Raw genomic sequence first — 18,781 nt, forward strand, 5'->3', positions numbered from 1 at the left:
CCGTTCTCCCCCTCTATGTCCTGGGTGCGCACCTGTCGGCGGCGCCGCTCGACCTGGCCGATGAAGTCGTCAGCGGCCCTTCCGTGGAGTCCACCACCGTGGCCGACATGGCCCGCTACGGCAGCAAGCTGGAGGTCATCGACCGCCAGCAGATCGAACGCGCCGGCCCCAGCGCCGACATCACCCGTGTGCTGCAGATGTACGTGCCCGGCCTGTTCGTCGCGCCGAAGAACGGCCCGTTCGACTACGGCACCTACTCGCTGCTGGGCGGACGCAACGACGACACGCTGATCCTGCTGGACGGCGTGCGCCTGAACAACCGCCTCTACGGCGGCATCTACATCGACACCCTGCCGACCACCGCGGTGGAGCGCATCGAAGTGCTCAAGGGCGGCCAGGGCCTGCTGTTCGGCACCCAGGCGGTGTCCGGGGTGATCAATATCGTCACCCGCAGCGCGCGCAGCCGCGAAGCATCCGGCGAGGTGAACCTCGGCCTGGACACCTTCAAGGGCCGCAGTGGTGATGCCCGCGCCGAGAAAATCGTGCAGAACGGCCTGGGCGACCTCGGCCTGATGGCCTACGTCAGCCACAACCGCTCCGACGGCTACCAGCCCTACCGCGACCGCGACATGACCGACACGGTGAGCGACAAGCGCCGCTCCTACGACGTCAACGTGTTCGGCGCCAAGGCCATCCAGGCCATCGGCGATGCCTCGCGCCTGGAGCTGTTCTACCAGTACGCCGACGCCGAGCTGGACTTCGCCCGGCCGACCTCCAACCACCACACCAGCAACAACCGCGTGCAGCAGATCGCCACGGCGACTTTCCAGCAGAGCGTCAGCGAGGACTTCAGCTGGTTCGCCAAGACCCATATCAACGACTGGGACACTCGCTACGACCGCGTCTACAACCTGCAGGGCGGCGGTACCCAGGTACTCAACAACAACGACTACTGGGGCTTCACCGACTGGGGCGCGCAGCTCGAAGGCAAGGCGAAGCTGGCGGGCGGCCACGAACTGGTCCTGGGCAACGACAACCAGTGGTACAAGGGCCGGGACGATGTGCTGATCATCGACAACGACAAGGCCGAGTCCCACGCACTCTACGCCCAGCTGCGGCCGAACATCGAGGCGCTGCCTGACTGGCACCCGAGCCTGGGCGTGCGCCGCGAGGAAATCTCCGGCGGTGAAGGCGCCACCGTGTGGATGCTGACCTCGCTCTACGACCTCACGCAGCAGCTCAAGCTGCGCGGCCAGTTCGGCACCGCCTTCAAGCTGCCCACCGCCGAGCAGTTGTTCGTCAACGAGCCGGGCGATGAAGTCGGCAACCGCGACCTCAAGCCCGAGCGCAGCCGCAACGCCGAGCTGGGCCTGGACTACACCGGCGAGCTGTTCGAGCAGCCGTGGAGCGGCAGCGTCACGCTGTTCCGCCGCGAGATCACCGATCTCATCACCCTCGCGGGCGACCAGTGGGTGAACGGCAATGGCGAGATCACCGTGCGTGGCATGGAAGCCAACGGCCAGTGGCAGTTCGGGCGGCACTGGCAGCTTTCTGCGGACGCCACGCGCAACCTCGTGGACAGCCGCGAAGGCGTGACGGTGAACAACATCCCGCACTTCTTCGCCCGCCTGCGCCTGGGCTATGACGACAGCCTCTGGGGCGCGGGCCTTGCCACCCGCTATGTCGGTTCCATCGTCAGTGCCCAGGATGACGACTACGGCCACTACAGCGTGCTCGATGGCGACGCCTACCGCTACCTCGACGCCGCCCACGCGCACCGCCTGAGTCTGCTGCTGGAGAACCTGCTGGACCGCGACTACGCCACCGGTCGCACCAGCAACGGCATCCGCCAGGTGGACAACCTCGGCCGGCCGCGTACCGCCGAGCTGCGCTACACCTTCAGCTTCTGATGAAGGCCATCCTGCTGGTCGGCCCGCTCGCCGGAGCCCAGGGCGAGCGCCTGCACCGCGAGGTGTCGGCGCGCCTCGCCGGTGTCGAATGCATCGATACCGGCGAGGGTTTCGATTCGCTCTGGGGGCGGGTGCGCGCGCTGTTGGCGGAGGCGCGGGAGCTGTTGCTGGTCGACCTTGAACCGACCGCTGACGGTGCCTACCTCGACTGGTTGCGTGCCGAGCTGGCCGCGCTGTCGGAAGATCATCCGCAGGCGCCGCCGCCGAAAGTCACCGCGTCGGCGCTCGGCCGGCGCGGGCTGGACGCGGCGGCGGTGCTGGCGGCGATTGGTGACCCGGCGCAACAGCTGGACTGTCAGGGTGTCGGTGAAGTGCCGTCGCAGCCGGACTGGTCCGCGCCGCCGCCGCACCGGCATCACCTGTTCCTCTGTGCCGGGCCGCGCTGCGTGCGGCGTGGTGCGCTGCCGTTGTGGAAAACCCTGCGCCGCGAACTGATCCGTCTCGATCTGTACGAGAACGCTGCGGGCGCCCTGCTGACCCGCACCGGTTGCCAGTTCCCGTGCAATCGCGGGCCGTTGCTGACGGTCTATCCCGACCGTGTCTGGTATGGCCTGCGCAGTGACGAGCAGGTGTGCCGGATGGTGGCGGAGCATCTGCGCGACGGCGTGCCGGTGGCGGAGCTGCGGGTGGACGAGCCATGAGGCGCTCGCTCTTCTTGGGAGCGCGCTTGCTCGCGAGCGGGTGGAGGCAGCGTCGCTCAACTGCCGGAGGCGCTCGCGGGCATGGCCCGCTCCTGCAGGGGACGCTGCTGCTCGCATGCTTGCTTGGCACTATGACGGTCTCCGCGCAGGACTACCGCAACTGCGCCCGGACCTGGCAGATCGACCACCCGCCGCAACGCATCCTCGCCCTCAACCAGCACGCTGCCGACCTGCTGCTGGCGCTGGGCGTCGGAGAGAGGCTGATCGGCGTGGCCTACATCGATGACGATCTCGACCTGACCAAAGGAAGCTATCGGGGTGTGCCGCTGCTATCGCGTCAGTACCCGTCGGCGGAAGCGGTCTACGCGCAGCGCCCGGACCTGGTGGTGGCCGGGTTTGCCTCGGCCTTCCGGCTGGGCAACCTCTCCCGCGAGGAACTGGCCGGCCATGGCGTCGCCAGCTATCTGCTGGATGCCGGTTGTGGCGCGTGGCAGGACGATCTGTTCGCCGGTGTCGAGGCGGACCTGACGACACTGGGGGGCCTGCTCGGCGAGCAGGAGCGGGCACAGAAGCTGATCCGCCAGCAACACGCCGAACTGGCCCAGGCACGCCGCCATTTCTCCGGGAACAAACCGCTGGAAGTCTTCTACCTCGACAGCGTCAGTAATGGCCTGGAGAGCCAGGGGCGGCGCGGCGTGGTCACCCAGTTGCTGCACGCTGCCGGCGCGCACAACCTGTTCGGGGATGTCGACCTGGGAGGCTTTACCGCCAACACCGAACAACTGCTGGCGCGCGACCCGGATGTGATCCTGCTGGCCGATGCGCTTTGGTCCACGGCCGATCAGAAGGTCCGAGCGCTGCGCGCGGACCCGGTGCTCTCGCGCCTGCGCGCCGTGCGCGAAGGGCGCTTCGTGGCCTTGCCTTTCACCCACCTGTTCCCCGGCGTGCACAGCGGCCAGGCCGCGCGCGAGCTGGCGCAGGCGCTGGGTCAGCTCTGAGCAGAGCGTCCCGTCTGTTCGCCGGCCACTGTTCCTACCCAAGTGCCGGAGCCCGTGTTAGAAAACGCCCATCGTTCATTCGGAGGCTGTCATGGGCAAGTTGCGTGTTGGGGTGATTTTCGGTGGGCGTTCGGCGGAGCACGAGGTGTCCCTGCAATCGGCGAAGAATATTGTCGATGCCCTGGATCGCGAGCGCTTCGAACCGGTGCTGGTGGGCATCGACAAGGAGGGCCGCTGGCACCTCAACGATGCCTCCGACTACCTGCTCAACCAGGAAAACCCGGCGTTGATCGCCCTTAACCGCTCCAACCGCGAGCTGGCCGTGGTGCCGGGCAAGGCCGAGCAGCAACTGGTGGAAACCGGCAGCCGCCAGCTGCTCGACCACGTCGACGTGATCTTCCCCATCGTCCACGGTACCCAGGGCGAGGACGGCTGCTTGCAGGGCCTGCTGCGCATGGCCGACATCCCCTTCGTCGGCTCCGACGTGCTGGGCTCGGCCATCTGCATGGACAAGGACGTGAGCAAGCGCCTGCTGCGTGACGCCGGCATCGCCATCACACCCTTCGTCACCCTGACCCGCGCCAACGCCGCGCGTACGCCTTTCGCCGAGGCGCAGCGCAAGCTCGGCCTGCCGCTGTTCATCAAGCCGGCGAACATGGGCTCCTCGGTGGGCGTGAGCAAGGTCGAGGACGAGGCCGCCTACGATGAAGCCGTGCGCCTGGCGCTGGCCTTCGACGACAAGGTGCTGGTGGAGTCTGCCGTGAAGGGCCGCGAGATCGAGTGCGCGGTACTGGGCAACGAGCAGCCCATCGCCAGTGGCTGCGGCGAGATCGTCGTGGGCAGCGGCTTCTACTCCTACGACAGCAAGTACATCGACGAGGACGCGGCCAAGGTCGTGGTGCCGGCGGACATTCCCGCACAGGCCAGTGAGCGTATCCGCCAGCTCGCCGTGGACGCCTTCCTGGCGCTGGAGTGCTCCGGTCTGGCGCGGGTCGACGTGTTCCTCACCGAGACTGGCGAGGTGCTGATCAACGAGCTGAACTCGCTGCCCGGCTTCACCCGCATCAGCATGTACCCCAAGCTCTGGCAGGCTGCCGGGATGACCTACAGCGAGCTGGTCAGCCGGCTGATCGACCTGGCCATCGAGCGCCACGCCGCCCGCCGCAACCTGCAGACCAACCGCTGATCCACAGCCTGGCTCCTGCTTCTGCGCTACCCTGTGTGCCCGTCGCCCGGTTTCGGGCGGCTGGCCCCGTGTCCCCACGACAAGCGCAACAAGGAGCACGAGATGAACACCGTGGTATTCGCCGACGGCACCGCCGTTCCCGCCATCGGCCAGGGCACCTGGCGCATGGGCGAGGACAGCTTCCAGCGCAAGCGCGAGATTGCCGCCCTGCGTGAAGGCATCGAGCGCGGTCTGACCCTGATCGACACCGCCGAGATGTACGCCGAGGGTGGCTCGGAAGAGGTGGTCGGCGAGGCGCTGACCGGCCTGCGCGACCAGGTCTTCCTGGTCAGCAAGGTCTACCCGCACAACGCCAGCCGGCGCGGCATCCCCGAGGCCTGCGAACGCAGCCTGCGGCGCCTGGGCACCGATTGCCTGGACCTCTACCTGCTGCACTGGCGCGGCCAGTATCCGCTGGAGGAAACCGTCGAAGCCTTCGAGCGCCTGCGTGAGGCCGGCAAGATCAAGCGCTGGGGCGTGTCCAACTTCGACCTCGACGACCTGCAGGAACTGAACGAACCGGCCTGCGCCACCAACCAGGTGCAGTACAGCCTGGAGGAGCGCGGCATCGAGTGGGACCTGCTGCCCTGGTGCCAGGAAGAGCGCATGCCGCTGATGGCCTACTGCCCGGTGGGCCAGGGCGGCAAGCTGCTGCGCCACCGCGTGCTGGGCGAAATCGCCGGCCGCCACGACGCCACCCCGGCCCGTGTGGCGCTGGCCTGGCTGATCCACCAGCCGGGTGTGATTGCCATTCCCAAGGCGGTGGAGCCGCTGCACGTGCGCGACAACGCCGCCGCGCTGCAACTGCGTCTGACCCCCGAGGACCTCGAAGCCCTCGACGCCGCCTTCCCGCCGCCGACCCGCAAGCGGCACCTGGCGGTGGTCTGACGCCGGAGCCCCGGTCGTCGCTCGCCAGGGCGCGGCCGGGGTGCGGTGCTAGCCTTGCCCCATGGTCACCGACCGGGGAGGGCTGCAGCGATGAGCAACTACACGGCGGACAGCGCCGCCATCAACCGCGTACTGACGGACTACGTCGAGGGCATGACCTTCGGTGACGAGTCGCGCCTGCGCCTGGCGTTCCATCCGTCCTGCAGGATCATCGGCAATTACCATGGCGCGCTGGAGTGGGCGTCGCTGGATGAGTTCATCGGCGCGATCAAGGCCGAGTCGCCGCCTTCCGAAGGCGCGCCGCCGCCGTGGGAGCTGAAGTCGCTGGACATCACCGGCGACAGCGCGGTGGCCAAGGTCACCGACGAGTTCCTCGGCATGCACTTCACCGACTACCTGGCCCTGTTGCGCATCGGCAACGGCTGGCAGATCGTCAACAAGCTCTATTACCTGCACGAATGACGTGGAACGCATCACCCTGCGCGGCACGCCGGAAACCCTGCTGATCACCCTGTACGCCAAGGCGAAGGAGAGCGAGCTGCCCGACAGCCTGCTGCGCGACCGTTTCTCGCGGCAGGCGGTGGAACAGATCGACTACGACTTCGCCCGCCTGCACATCGGCCGCGCCGAGCAGGTGGGCATCGCCCTGCGGGCCCGGCTGTTCGATGACTGGGTGCGCGATTTCCTCGCCCGATACCCGGCCTGCGTGGTCCTGCAACTGGGCTGCGGGCTGGACAGCCGGGTATTGCGCATTGACCCGCCGTCCACCGTGCAGTGGTTCGAGGTGGACTTCCCGGAGGTGATCGCCTTGCGCGAGCGCCTGTATCCCGCGCGGGAAAACTGCCACCTGCTGGCCAGTTCCCTGACTGCGCCGGACTGGTGGAGCGCGGTGCCGACCGGATGGCCGGTGCTGATGATCGCCGAGGGTGTGTTGCCCTACGTGGAAACCGACGAGGTGTACCGCCTGTTGACTGCGCTGACCGCGCGTTTCGGTCGGGGCGAGCTGCTGTTCGACGGATACAGTCGCCTGGGCATCCGCCTGTTGCAGTGGAACCCGATGATCCGGCGTACCGGCGCTGTATTGCACTGGGGCATCGACGAGCCGCAGGAGCTTGAGCAACAGGTGCCGGCCCTGCGTTTCGTCGATGCCATCGCCGCCTACGACCGCGCGCAGATCGCCCGGTTGTCCCTGGGCATGCGCCTGCTCTACGAGATCACCCTGGCCATTCCGGCGATGCGCCGCATGGGCCGGCTGCTGCGCTATCGCTTCGGCCCAACGTCCTGAGCAGATGGCCGCACCGCGCCCCGGCTGCTTTACTGATGCGTCTACGACGACCTTGTTCAGGAGCTGGCGATGAAGCTCGAGCCGTTGATGGAAATGAACGTGAAGGCCAGTGTGCCGCTGGAGATCGGCCGCGTGCCGCAGGGCCAGCGGCTGATCTCGGCGGCCGGCGGCGGTACCTTCAAGGGACAGCGCCTGAGCGGCGAGGTATTACCCGGCGGCGGCGACTGGATCCTGGTGGACAGTGACGGCGGCTGGCACCTGGAAGTGCGCCTGGTGCTGCGTACCGACGACGGCGCGCGTATCCTGATGCAGCACAACGGCCTGCTGGTGGCCAATCCGAAGATCATCCACGCGGTCTCGCGGGGTGACAGTACCGAGTTCGGCGATACCTATTTCATGATCCAACCGCGCTTCGAGGTCGGCGACGACCGCTACCGCTGGCTCAACCACCAACTGGCGGTGGGCGAAGGACGGCTGGGGCCGGGGTGGGTGGAATACCGGTTGTTTTCATTGGCCAATGGGTGAGTCGATGACTTGTCACAAGCGGCGGGCAAGGTTGCTTCACCAGGCTTCTGGAGACGACGCCATGGCTCTGCCCCCCAACATGCAGCCCGACGACAAGGTCGTGCTGTTCGATGGTACCTGTCGGCTGTGCAACGGCTGGAGCCGCTTCCTCCTGCGCTACGACCGCGAGCGCCGCGTGAAGCTTTGCAGCGTGCAGTCCGCCGAGGGCCAGGCGATTCTCGACTGGTTCGGCCTGCCCACCGGATACTTCGACACCATGCTCTATGTCGATGGCCGCGAAGGCTTCGAGCGTAGCGATGCCTTCCTGCGGGTGATCGGTCAGCTACCGGCGCCCTGGAACTGGTTGCGGGTGCTTTGGCTGGTGCCCCGGCCGCTGCGTGACTGGTTTTACGACCGCGTCGCGCTCAACCGCTACCGCCTGTTCGGCCGCGAGGACATCTGCCTGGTCCCGTCGCCGCAGTATCGCGGGCGCTTCCTTGGCAATGACTAGCGTCGCCATCGCGCGGCTGGCGTTGGGCGTGGTGTTCCTCTACCACGGGCTGGTGCCCAAGCTGCTGTTCCTCAGTCCTGATGAAGTGCGGATGATTGAGGCCCACAACTGGCCACTGTCGACCCTGCGCGTCGCCCAGGTCGCCGGCGCCGCCGAGATCGTCCTGGCGCTGTGCATCCTGCTGCTTCGCCGCAGCCGCTGGCCCTTGTGGCTGGCGGCTTTCGCCCTGCTGGCGCTGCTGGTGGATGTGGCGCTGTTCGCCCCTGAACTGCTGCTGGGCGCCTTCAACCCGGTGTCCACCAACGTCGCCGCCCTGGCGCTGTGCGCCATCGCCCTGCTGGGCGAGCGGGGCGCGCACCAGTCGCACCCCGTCCGTCCGCGTTAGAAACTCCTGCTCACGCTGGCGACCACGGTTGCCGTGCACACGTCGCCGAAGCCGAACTGCGTGCGGCACTCGTTCTGCGACAGGTCGGTGTCGATGTAGCTCACGCCCCAGTCGAAACCCACCCATTCATGGCTCAGCTTCGCTTCCCACTCGTGGTAGGTGTCGCGGGTGCTGCCGTCTCCGGACAGGTAGAGCGGGTCCTTGGCGTCGTTGCGGCCGTAGCGCACGCGCAGCTTGAACTCCGCCGGCAGCTCGGCGTTGTAGGCCAGGTAGGTGTAGAGGTTGGCCTGGTTCTCGCCGAAGTAGGTCGGGTAGTCGTTGCCATAGTAGGCCGCCACTTCGAAGCCGTAGGCGTGGAGGATCGCGTAGGTATCGCTCTGGTTGAACTGGGCTTCCTTCGGGTAGGCGTACTTGATGTAGCCCAGGTCCAGGGCGATGTCGTCGTTGGCCTGCCAGTACCAGCCGGCGTAGTAGTCGGTTTCCTGGCGGGTCTTCAGGCCGCCGCCGAAGTCGACGTTGGAGGTCCACACGCCCAGATAGGCGCCGGAGGCATGCTGCAGGGTCAGGCCGAGCTGGGCGGCGGGGTCGTTCTGCGTCTGCGAGATACCGCGGGTGCGGTAGTCGCTGACCAGGGCGGTGTCGATCTGCAGGGCGAAGCCTTCGCCGAGCTCCACGGCCAGGGCGGAGGTGAGCGGGGCGCAGGCGAGCAGCGCGCCGACAAGCCATTGCGGGCGATTCATACGGGGTTCCCTTTGTTGTGATTGTCTGTGGGCAGATGAAAAATCCCGCGCAGCGCCGACCCTCCCGGTCAACTCGGGAAGCTTCGGCAAGGGTAGGGCTGGCGGGCAGGGCGCCGGGGGTGTTCACGCCCCGGCGCAGGAGCCCGGCTCAGAGAGCCGGTTGGTCTTCGGCGCGGTAGATCTCGCGGCCTTCGAACAGGGTGTGGAGCACGCGGGCTTCGTCCAGTTGCTGGTCGGGCACGCTGAACACGTCGCGGTCGAGCACCACCATGTCGGCCTGCTTGCCGGGCGCCAGGGTGCCGATCTTGTCGCCCAGGCCGATAGTCTGGGCGGCGTTGCGGGTGTAGGCATAGAACATGGTCTGGCGATCCACGCGCTCGGCGGCGTTGAGCACGCCTTCCTCGCCCTGGCGGGTGACGGCCTGGTAGATGGCCTTCAGCGGATCGGGTGTGGACACCGGCCAGTCGCTGGCGCCGGCGATCGTGGCGCCGTTGTCCAGCAGCGACTTGGCCGGGTACATGTAGCGGTAGGCCTCGTCGGCGATGTAGGGCTTGACCAGCTCCACGGTGTAGGGCTCGGCGGTGGCCCAGTCCAGCTGCATCGAGGCGATCACGTTCAACTGCTTGAAGCGCGGGAAGTCCTTGGGGTTGACCAGCTGCAGGTGGGTGATCGAGTGGGTCACGCCGCTCTGCCGGTCCTTGCGCGCCTGGGCGACGCCATTGAGTGATTCGCGCACCGCGCGGTCGCCGATGGCGTGCACGTGCACCAGCCAGCCACGGGCATCGGCGGCGCTGACCAGCTCGCCGAAGTGCTTGGGATCGATCAGCAACTCGCCCGGCTTGTGGCTGTTCTTGTAGTTCTCCAGCAGCGCGGCGGACTGCGCCGGGAATTCGATCACGCCGTCGGCGAACACCTTGATGCCCGGCAGCGTCAGGTTGGGGATGCCCTGGAACTGCTGGCGGACCTTCTCGATGACGTCAAGATCGGCCGGAGTGCTCCTGGGATTGACCACCTGCAGTGCGGCGACGTGGGCGGTGAGTTCGCCGTCGCGAGCCAGGTCGCGGTACACCGGCAGTACGCCGACGGTCTTCTCGGTGGGCTTGATGTTGAACACCGCCTCGCCCGGGGCACCGTTGGCGGCCGGGTCCATCCAGGCGGTGATGCCGAGGCTGTTGTTGTACTTCACCGCAGCGCGGCCAGCGCGGTCCATGGTCTCGGTACTGGCGGCGGGCATGGTCGCGGCGACCAGGTCGAAGCCCGAGTCCACCAGGAAACCGGTGGGGGCGAAGTCCTTGCCGTGGGCGATGTTGCCCTGTTCCAGCGAGCTGAGGCCGCGCACCCGTTGGGCGTCCAGCTTGGCGCGCTTGAGCATGGCGGCGTTGGCCCAGGCGGTGTGGTGGTCGCTGCCGATCAGGATCACCGGCACCTTCTCCCATTCGCCATGGTTCAGGCGCTCGGCGAGGCCGTCGGCCTTGGACCAGTAGCTGGAGTTCATGCCGTTCATCACGACGACGTCGCCGTTCTTCGCCTTGCCGCTGTCGCGGTCCTGCTTCAGGCGGGCGACGAAGGCGTCGAGGTCCATCTCTTCATCCATCAGACTGGCGGAGATCAGTTCCAGGCCGCCGAAGATGGAGTGCGAGTGGCTGTCGATGAAGCCGGGCATCAGTACCTTGCCGCCCAGGTCGACCTGCTTGCTGGCGGTGCCGGCGAGCTTGCGGATGTCCTCGTTGGAACCTACCTGCAGCACCTTGCCGCCAGCGACCGCGACGGCCTGCTGCAACGGTTGGCCAGGCTCGGCGGTGAAGACCTTGGCGTTGTACAGGATCAGGTCCGCGTTCTGTGCCTGAGCTTCAAAAGTACCCAGTGCGATGGCGAGCGCCAGCGCGCCCTTGAGCATGCCGTGCATGACTTCCCTCTGCTTTTCGGTGGATTATTGTTGGTCTGCGGCGCAGGCTACTGGCGGACCGGATCGTGCGGAAGTCGCCGCCAGGCATAACACTTGTGAAGGATTTGCACGAATGACGATGGACAGATTCAGCAGCCTGGCAATGTTTGTCGCCAGTGCCGAGACCGGCAGTTTCAGCCGCGCCGCCGAGCAGTTGGGCAAGACGCCCTCGGCGGTGACCAAGGCAGTCGGCCAGCTGGAAATCGAAGTCGGCGCGCGCCTGTTCGAGCGCACCACGCGCAGCATGTCGCTGACCGAAGCTGGCCAGCTCTATCTGGACGGCGCCCGCGAGGTGCTGGCGCGGATGCGCGAGACCACCGAGGAAATCGCCCAGCTGCAGCACAGCCTGCGTGGCGTGCTGCGCATCACCGGGCCGCTGATCGTCGGCCCGGTGTTCCTCGACCAGGCCTGCGCCGAGTTCCTCGACCTGCACCCGGACGTGCGTCTGCAGGTGGACCTTTCCGACAGCTATGTCGACCTGCTCGATGGCCGCTACGACCTCGCCCTGCGCATGGGCAACAGCGACCTGCCGGGGCTGATCGCCCAGCCGCTGGCGGCGAGCCGCCTGATCATGTGCGCCAGTCCGGCCTACCTGGCCCGGCGCGGCACACCGCGGCACCCCAGCGAGATCGTCGATCACGATTGCCTGGTCTACCGCCATCCTGCGCTGGATGACCGCTGGTGGTTCGATGTGGAAGGTGAGCGCTTCTCCACCCCGCGCAACGGCCGTCTGAACAGCGACAACCAGGCGGTGCTGCTCACCGCCTGCCTGGCCGGGCACGGCCTGTTGCCGTGCCCGCACTGGAGCGTGCTGGAGCACCTGCGCAGTGGGCGGCTGGTGACGGTGCTGGAAGACTACTTCTTCGAACCGGATACCTTCGGCGCGCAGATCCTCGCGGTGTACCCAAGCAACCGCCGGGCGACGCGCAAGATCCATGCGTTCATCGAGCACCTGCGCGACTACCTGCGGCGCGACGGCATCCTTTAAGGATCAGAGCAGCGCCCCGGCCCAGGCCGATACCAGCAGCAGGATTGCCATCAACTGGTTGAGTCGCTGCATCTGTGTGGGCGAAAGCAGGCGCTGGCTGCCGATACCCAGGCTGGCCCAGACCGCCGTGCAGGGAATCGACACGACGAAGAACAGCAGCGACAGCAGTTGCACGCGGTCCAGCCGGTCGACGCCGTGGCCGGCATACACGCTGATCACCGCCAGCGCCATCATCCAGGTCTTGGGGTTGACCAGTTGCAGCGCGGCGGCGCCGAGTGCGCCCAGGCGGGCGGCGTCGCCGTCGCGCGCAAGGTCTGCCGGAGGGCTGCGGAAGATCTGCCACGCCAGCCAGCTCAGCCAGAGCACGCCGACCACGCTCATCGCCTGCTGTACGCGCGGCAGGCTGGCCAGCACTTCACCCAGGCCGCTGCCCACGGCGAGTACCAGTGCGGCGGCCGCCGCGCAGCCGCCGAACATGATCGGCAGCGCGGCGCCCCAGCCGAAGCGGGCGCTGTTGCTGAACACCAGCAGGTTGGTCGGCCCCGGCGTGATCGAGGCGACGAAGGCGAAGAGAACGAAGGGCAGCCATTGGCCGAGCTGCGAGAAGTGCATGGCGGGAACTCCGGTAAATCCGTGGGAGCTCATCTTCGCCAGTGCGGCGGGCTCAGTCTGGAAGCTTTGAGCAGCGCTTGCGGTAGTAGGCGGGGGTTACGCCATAGGCGCGGCGGAACCAGCGGCCGAGGTGGCTCTGGTCGGCGAAACCGAGGTCGGCGGCGATGTCCGCGGGCGCCAGGCCGCGACCAAGCAATTGCCGCGCGCGGGCCAGGCGCAGCTGGATCAGGTAGGCATGGGGCGGCAGGCCGAAGGCCTGCTTGAAGGCGCGGGTCAGGCGGAAGCGGTCGCAGCCGCTGGCGCGGGCCAGGTCGTCGAGGCCGATATCGGCGGTCAGGTTGGCGTGCAGGAAGTCCCGCGCGCGCTGCGCCACCATGGGCAGATGAACCTGTGCTTCCCCGCGCTGGCGCCAGTGCAGGTGGCGGGTCATGCCGTCGAGCAGCTCGTCCATGGCGGTCTGGCGGACGATCTTCAGGTCGTTGCCGTGCACCGCCTGGAAGGCGTTGTCGACGCGTCGCGCCAGTTGCAGGTCGTCGATCAGCAGCTCAGGCACGCTTAGCTGGCAGTTGCCCGGCGCCTCTTCGAACAGCGTGCCGATCTCGCGTTCCAGCCAGGGCGCGTCGAGGTACAGGGTGCGGTAGGTGAAGCCGCCTTCGGTGGGGGCCTCGCCATCGTGGATGTCGCCGGGCTCAAGGAAGAACACCTGGCCGGTAGTACTGATGTAGCGCTGGTTGCGGCTGCGGAACTGCTGGACACCCGACTCGGTGTAGCCGATCAGGTAGCTGTCGTGCCAGTGCGGGTCGTAGGCGTGGCCCTTGAAGTGCGCGCGCAGGCTCTGGATGCCGGTGTCGGCATCCTGCAGCAGGTCGATCCAGTTGTCTTTGTGCATGGGCCGCCTCCGCACCGCTTGCCCGGTCGGCCAGCATACCGCGCGTGGAGTGGCTGTCTGGAAGATTCGTGCAGCCGGCGGTCGAGTGTCGTGAATCCTGCGTGCTGGCGATAGGATGCAGTGACCGGAAAAGACGATCTCCAGGAGGGAGCTGTTCATGGGGCAGGAATACAACCTGGCGTTGATCATTGCCGCCGCGCTCAGTGCCATCGCCGGGGCGCTGCATGTCGGCGTGGTGCTGGTCGGGCCGCGCTGGTACCGGCTGTTCGGCGCCGGGGAGAGGCTCGCGCGGGCCGCCGAAGCCGGGCGCGTCTACCCGGCGCTGATCACCTTCGGCATCGCCTTCGTGCTGTTCGTCTGGGCCGCCTTTGCGCTGTCTGCGGCGGGGGTGCTGTGCCCGCTGCCGCTGCTGCGCCCGGCGCTGGTGGCGATCTCGCTGGTCTACCTGCTGCGCGGCGTGGCTGGCCCTGTCATTCTCAAGGACACCGGTCGCAGCCAGCGTTTCATCTGCGTCAGCTCGGCGATCTGCCTGGGCTTTGCGCTGGTGCATCTGGTGGGGCTGGCGCAGGTCTGGAGCCGGTTGGGGTAGCGGTGGGTTGCCCGCAAGCAGTGGCGAGAGCCAGGGATGTGCCTCGTCAGTCTTCAGGTCGCCGTTTTACTTCCCAGCGTTTGAACTCTCGGCTGTTTGCTACTGCCCCGCAGTGCATGCCGGAGCCTCAACGCCGGCCGCTCGATGCAATAATACGACACGCCACTGAGCAGGAAGGAGAACACCAGCAGCGCGGTAACCAGGTAATCCGAGTAACTGACCGGCCAGAAAACTCGCAGGAGGTACATCACCACGAAGTGATTGAGGAACACTCCATAACTGATGTTGCCGAGGAGCTCGTCAATTGGATGGAATTTGAGTTTCGTCAGCAGGTAGACAGCAGGCACGCCTAACGCGATACCGGCGGTTACTTCGGCATTGAATGGTCGACGCTCGATAAGGCCCGCCATGATCGCCACGAACATCAATGTGGCCGCAGCGGTCGTGCAGACGGCAATGGTCAGGCCTCTGGCTTGTGCTTTGTACAGGTAGCTGCCACAGAGGAATATGAACAGAACGCCAGGAAGCAGGCGATATCCGTAGAGGTCCGTGTTGACGTATCCGAGACAGGCGACCAGGAAAACCACGACGGATAGCGAAAACGCTATGCCGCGCGCCTTGTAGATGATCAGGAAAGGGATCACCAGGTAGAAGCAGGACTCCAGGCCAAGCGACCAGGCCGGCGGCAGGATTTCTGTGCTGGCTGCTCCGAACATGTAGAAACCCAGCGGCACCATGGTGAGACTGGCGGCGATCTTTCCAGGTGTCAGTTCGGCTGCCTGAGGCGTGCCGGGGAGGAGAAAGTAGACCACCACGCAGGCCGCGACGAAGTAGAGCAGAAACTGCGGGTATAGCCGCATCGCCCGGTCCAGGTAGAACAGGGCGACCTTATCCGCAGCGGCGTAATTACGTTCGATGAGCGAGGTCATCACGAAGCCGCTGATGATCAGGAAGGAGATCACCGCAACTACGCCAGGATTCAGTCCGGCGAAGGTGATACCCAAATGGGACACGGCCACTAGAATGGCCAACAACAGACGATACGCCCCCACTCAAGCCCCCGGCATCCTTGTAATTGTGGCGGGTAAATTACGATGCTTTACCGCCAAAGAACAGGCTCACTGTTGTTTCCACGTCGTCAGGCGGCTTATGGCTTTCAGTGGCTGCGGGAGCTGTCCATCGGGACAGTCCCTGGCCGGGGCTGTCCTCCTGGGGCTGCTCAGGCTGTTCAGCCGGCGGCAGCCTCGAAGCTGTCGCTGCGCGCCATGCGCCAGATGCGCTCGTAGAACTCGCCTTCGATGTTGCCCGAGAGCAGTTCGCCGGGTTTGAGGAAGTAGTGCAGGTGCGAGAACAGGCGGATCTCGGTGGCCGAGACGCGGCGTACCAGGTGCTTGGCTTCCAGCTGCGACGGATGCTGGATGCCGGCGGCGGCGATCATCTCGGCCAGGCCTTTGAGCGTGTTGCGGTGGAAGTGGTAGACGCGCTCGGCCTTGTCCGGCACCACCAGGGCGCGCTGGCGCAGCGGGTCCTGGGTAGCGACGCCGGTGGGGCACTTGTTGGTGTGGCAGCTCTGGCTCTGGATGCAGCCGATGGCGAACATGAAGCCGCGCGCCGAGTTGGCCCAGTCGGCGCCCATGGCCAGCACGCTGGCGATGTCGAAGGCGCTGACGACCTTGCCGCTGGCGCCGATGCGGATCTTGTCACGCAGGTTCAGGCCGACCAGGGTGTTGTGCACGAACAGCAGGCCCTCGCGCATCGGCAGGCCCATGTGGTCGGTGAACTCCAGGGGCGCGGCACCGGTGCCGCCTTCCTTGCCGTCGACGACGATGAAGTCGGGGAGGATGCCGGTCTCGTGCATGGCCTTGGCGATGCCCATGAATTCCCACGGGTGGCCGATGCACAGCTTGAAGCCCACCGGCTTGCCGCCGGAGAGTTCGCGCAGCTGGACGATGAAGTTCAGCAGGCCGTGGGGCGAATCGAAGGCGCTGTGGGAGGAGGGCGAGATGCAGTCCTGGCCCATGGGCACGCCACGGGTGGAAGCGATTTCCGGGGTCACCTTGTGCTTGGGCAGGATGCCGCCGTGGCCGGGCTTGGCGCCCTGGCTGAGCTTGATCTCGATCATCTTCACCTGCGGGTCGACTGCCTGCTTGGCGAAGCGCTCGGGGCTGAAGGTGCCGTCGTCGTTGCGGCAGCCGAAGTAGCCGCTGCCCAGTTCCCAGGTCAGGTCGCCGCCGTACTCGCGGTGGTAGGGGCTGATGCTGCCTTCGCCGGTGTCATGGATGAAGCCGCCGAGCTTGGCGCCCTTGTTCAGCGCGCGGATGGCGTTGGCGCTGAGCGAGCCGAAGCTCATCGCCGAGATGTTGAACACCGAGATGGAGTAGGGCTGCTTGCACTCCGGGCCGCCGACGGTGACGCGGAAGGTGCAGGGGTCGGCCACCGGGGCGGGGCGGATAGAGTGGGCGATGAACTCGAAGCCCGATTGGTAGACGTCGATCAGGGTGCCGAAGGGCTTGTCGGCGGTCTCGTTCTTCGCCCGCGAGTACACCAGGGCGCGCTGGGCGCGGGAGAAGGGCAGGGCCTCCTGGTCGCCTTCGAGCAGGTACTGGCGGATTTCCGGGCGGATGGCTTCCACCAGGTAGCGGATGTTGCCCAGGACCGGGTAGTTGCGGCGTACCGCATGGCGTTCCTGCAGCAGGTCGAAGACCCCTAGCACGCTCAGGGCGAAGGTGGTGAGGGTGAAGGGCCATACCCAGTCATGCCCGAGGAAGGGCAGGCTGAGCACGGTGAACAGGACGCACGCGGCGAAAAAGGCATAGCGGCTGAGCAGCGACAGGTTCATGGAGTCTCCAGTCGTCGGGCTTTTGATCACGGTCAGGTTGGCCAAAAGGGCCGCCACAGAGCATGGCAGGCATCGCGCGAACGCGCCTGGGTAAAGGTCAATGCGGCGGACTTTCGGAAGTCTTTCTAGTTCTGGCGGGCATCGACGGTAGCCCGAAGCGAAGGAAAAAGAAAGCTAGCTAACGATTTTCTCCGGGGCTGAGAAAGCTTGTTTCGAGCGGTGCAAGAACGGCGGAATGGGGGCCGGGCTGTTCGCGATCAGGGAGTAGGCGTCCCCCTCGCTCTTACAACGAACCCTGGTGGTCAGCAGGCAATCACATTCACCGCCAGTCCGCCCTTCGCCGTCTCCTTGTACTTGTCCATCATGTCGCGGCCGGTGTCGCGCAGGGTGTCGATGGCCTTGTCGAGGCTGACCAGGTGCTGGCCGTCGCCGCGCAGGGCGAGCTGGGCGGCGTTGATGGCCTTGAGCGAGGCCATGGCGTTGCGTTCGATGCAGGGCACCTGGACCAGCCCGGCCACCGGGTCGCAGGTCAGGCCGAGGTTGTGCTCAAGGCCGATCTCGGCGGCGTTTTCCACCTGCTCCAGGCTGCCGCCCAACACTTCCGCCAGGCCCCCGGCAGCCATGGCGCAGGCTGATCCGACCTCGCCCTGGCAACCGACTTCGGCACCGGAGATGGAGGCGTTGAGCTTGCACAGGATGCCGATGGCAGCAGCGGTCAGCAGGTAGCGTTCGATCCCTTCGGCATTGGCGTGGGCGTCGTAGCGCGCGTAGTAATGCAGCACCGCCGGGACTATGCCGGCCGCGCCGTTGGTGGGCGCGGTCACCACGCGCCCGCCGGCGGCGTTCTCCTCGTTCACCGCCAGCGCCCAGAGGTCCACCCAGTCCAGCGCGCCGAGGGTGGTGGCGATCAGGTTGCCGCTGTCCGCCTCGTTGAGCCGTCGGAACAGCATGGGCGCACGGCGCCGCACCTTGAGGCCGCCGGGCAGCGTGCCTTCGGTTTCCAGCCCACGGTTCACGCAGGCCTGCATTTCGTCCCAGATATGCGCAAGGCCTGCATGGATCTCCTCGTCGCTGCGCAATGCGCGTTCGTTGGCCCACATCAGGTCGCTGATGCGTTTGAAACCCTGCTCGTGGCACAGGCGCAGCAGTTCCTCGGCGCTGTGGAAGGGGTAGGGCATCGGGTTGCCCTGCAGGGCGCGGTCGGTGTTGAAGTCCTGCGCATCCACCACGAAGCCGCCGCCAACCGAATAGCAGATGCGCTCGGCCAGCAGTTCGCCGTTGTCGTCCAGCGCGCGCAGGTGCAGGCCGTTGGGGTGGGCGGGCAGGCTGTCGTCGTGGAAGACCAGCTGGCGCGCCGGGTCGAAGTCGATCTCCTGCACGCCGCCCAGGCGCAGGCGATGGCGCAGCAGGATGTCGTCCACCTGCGGGGCGAGGGCAGCAGGATCGGCTTCGGCCGGATCAATGCCGAGCAGGCCGATCAGGCAGGCGCGGTCGGTGGCGTGACCCTTGCCGGTGGCGCTGAGGGAACCGTAGAGATGCACTTCCACGGCGGCAGTGCGCGGCAGCAGATCGTCGTCGCGCAGGCGGTCGACGAACTCGCGGGTGGCGCGCATCGGCCCCACGGTGTGGGAGCTGGACGGCCCGACGCCGGGCTTGAACATATCGAAGACGCTGAGGCTCATGGGATTTCCTCCTGTCCTCAAGCATGGACCCGCGTGGCCCCGAATGCTCACCGACCGCTCGACGGCTGGACGCTTTTTGTAGGAGACAGC

At 66.6% G+C, this 18,781-nt stretch carries 19 protein-coding genes; 12 read left to right on the top strand and 7 right to left on the bottom strand.

The window, feature by feature from the left end; translation table 11 throughout:
• Window positions 1-20: 20 nt before the first annotated feature.
• From IB261_RS06870 to IB261_RS06915, 10 genes are all read left to right on the top strand, one after another.
• Window positions 21-1,910, top strand: a complete 1,890-nt coding sequence (locus tag IB261_RS06870) for a TonB-dependent receptor plug domain-containing protein (protein WP_225606031.1) — start codon at window positions 21-23, stop codon at window positions 1,908-1,910.
• Window positions 1,910-2,611 carry a (2Fe-2S) ferredoxin domain-containing protein gene (locus tag IB261_RS06875; protein ID WP_192381732.1) on the top strand — a complete coding sequence of 234 codons (702 nt, stop codon included), beginning with the start codon at window positions 1,910-1,912 and terminating at the stop codon, window positions 2,609-2,611. Before IB261_RS06870 ends, IB261_RS06875 begins: the two co-directional genes overlap by 1 nt.
• A gap of 131 nt (window positions 2,612-2,742) precedes the next feature.
• On the top strand, window positions 2,743-3,609 hold the full coding sequence (locus tag IB261_RS06880; RefSeq protein WP_192381734.1) for an ABC transporter substrate-binding protein: 867 nt from the start codon (window positions 2,743-2,745) through the stop codon (window positions 3,607-3,609).
• 91 nt (window positions 3,610-3,700) lie between these two features.
• Complete coding sequence (ddlA, locus tag IB261_RS06885) at window positions 3,701-4,795, top strand: D-alanine--D-alanine ligase (RefSeq protein ID WP_081517669.1); 1,095 nt, start codon at window positions 3,701-3,703, stop codon at window positions 4,793-4,795.
• A gap of 102 nt (window positions 4,796-4,897) precedes the next feature.
• Complete coding sequence (locus IB261_RS06890) at window positions 4,898-5,722, top strand: aldo/keto reductase (RefSeq protein ID WP_192210040.1); 825 nt, start codon at window positions 4,898-4,900, stop codon at window positions 5,720-5,722.
• A 90-nt stretch (window positions 5,723-5,812) separates the two neighbouring features.
• Window positions 5,813-6,184 (top strand): nuclear transport factor 2 family protein, encoded by a 372-nt coding sequence (locus IB261_RS06895; RefSeq protein WP_151186155.1) that lies wholly within the window; start codon window positions 5,813-5,815, stop codon window positions 6,182-6,184.
• Between the two features lies 1 nt (window position 6,185).
• Window positions 6,186-7,007, top strand: a complete 822-nt coding sequence (locus IB261_RS06900) for a class I SAM-dependent methyltransferase (protein ID WP_192381735.1) — start codon at window positions 6,186-6,188, stop codon at window positions 7,005-7,007.
• Between the two features lie 69 nt (window positions 7,008-7,076).
• The gene (locus IB261_RS06905) at window positions 7,077-7,532 is read left to right on the top strand and encodes a DUF3237 domain-containing protein (RefSeq protein WP_151186157.1); all 456 of its coding nucleotides are present in this window, start codon (window positions 7,077-7,079) and stop codon (window positions 7,530-7,532) included.
• Between the two features lie 61 nt (window positions 7,533-7,593).
• Entirely contained in the window at window positions 7,594-8,022 is a 429-nt protein-coding gene (locus IB261_RS06910) for a thiol-disulfide oxidoreductase DCC family protein (protein ID WP_081517674.1), read from the top strand.
• Window positions 8,015-8,407, top strand: a complete 393-nt coding sequence (locus tag IB261_RS06915; protein ID WP_192381737.1) for a DoxX-like family protein — start codon at window positions 8,015-8,017, stop codon at window positions 8,405-8,407. Before IB261_RS06910 ends, IB261_RS06915 begins: the two co-directional genes overlap by 8 nt.
• On the opposite strand, the gene IB261_RS06920 is transcribed toward IB261_RS06915, so the two are convergent.
• Both IB261_RS06920 and IB261_RS06925 read right to left on the bottom strand, forming a co-directional pair.
• Window positions 8,404-9,147, bottom strand: coding sequence for a TorF family putative porin (locus IB261_RS06920; RefSeq protein ID WP_192381739.1), 744 nt, complete (start codon window positions 9,145-9,147; stop codon window positions 8,404-8,406). The genes IB261_RS06915 and IB261_RS06920 overlap by 4 nt on opposite strands.
• Window positions 9,148-9,295: 148 nt before the next feature.
• Window positions 9,296-11,053: an amidohydrolase gene (locus IB261_RS06925; protein ID WP_192381741.1), complete on the bottom strand. Its 1,758-nt coding sequence runs from the start codon at window positions 11,051-11,053 to the stop codon at window positions 9,296-9,298.
• A gap of 118 nt (window positions 11,054-11,171) precedes the next feature.
• On the opposite strand from IB261_RS06925, the gene IB261_RS06930 reads away from it, so the two are divergent.
• Window positions 11,172-12,080 (top strand): LysR family transcriptional regulator, encoded by a 909-nt coding sequence (locus IB261_RS06930; RefSeq protein ID WP_192382221.1) that lies wholly within the window; start codon window positions 11,172-11,174, stop codon window positions 12,078-12,080.
• Between the two features lie 3 nt (window positions 12,081-12,083).
• On the opposite strand, the gene IB261_RS06935 is transcribed toward IB261_RS06930, so the two are convergent.
• Entirely contained in the window at window positions 12,084-12,692 is a 609-nt protein-coding gene (locus IB261_RS06935; protein WP_192381743.1) for a LysE family translocator, read from the bottom strand.
• 52 nt (window positions 12,693-12,744) lie between these two features.
• Window positions 12,745-13,581 (bottom strand): AraC family transcriptional regulator, encoded by an 837-nt coding sequence (locus IB261_RS06940; protein ID WP_151186162.1) that lies wholly within the window; start codon window positions 13,579-13,581, stop codon window positions 12,745-12,747.
• Between the two features lie 157 nt (window positions 13,582-13,738).
• Here IB261_RS06940 and IB261_RS06945 point away from each other — a divergent pair, with 157 nt between their 5' ends.
• Window positions 13,739-14,170 carry a hypothetical protein gene (locus tag IB261_RS06945; RefSeq protein ID WP_192381745.1) on the top strand — a complete coding sequence of 144 codons (432 nt, stop codon included), beginning with the start codon at window positions 13,739-13,741 and terminating at the stop codon, window positions 14,168-14,170.
• A gap of 53 nt (window positions 14,171-14,223) precedes the next feature.
• On the opposite strand, the gene IB261_RS06950 is transcribed toward IB261_RS06945, so the two are convergent.
• From IB261_RS06950 to IB261_RS06960, 3 genes are all read right to left on the bottom strand, one after another.
• Window positions 14,224-15,222, bottom strand: coding sequence for an acyltransferase family protein (locus IB261_RS06950; RefSeq protein ID WP_192381747.1), 999 nt, complete (start codon window positions 15,220-15,222; stop codon window positions 14,224-14,226).
• Window positions 15,223-15,398: 176 nt separating this feature from the next.
• On the bottom strand, window positions 15,399-17,009 hold the full coding sequence (locus IB261_RS06955; RefSeq protein WP_081517682.1) for an FMN-binding glutamate synthase family protein: 1,611 nt from the start codon (window positions 17,007-17,009) through the stop codon (window positions 15,399-15,401).
• A gap of 302 nt (window positions 17,010-17,311) precedes the next feature.
• Entirely contained in the window at window positions 17,312-18,691 is a 1,380-nt protein-coding gene (locus IB261_RS06960) for an L-serine ammonia-lyase (RefSeq protein ID WP_081517683.1), read from the bottom strand.
• Between the last annotated feature and the right edge of the window lie 90 nt (window positions 18,692-18,781).

The organism is Pseudomonas sp. PDM20 (assembly GCF_014852575.3).
Lineage (GTDB): Bacteria > Pseudomonadota > Gammaproteobacteria > Pseudomonadales > Pseudomonadaceae > Pseudomonas.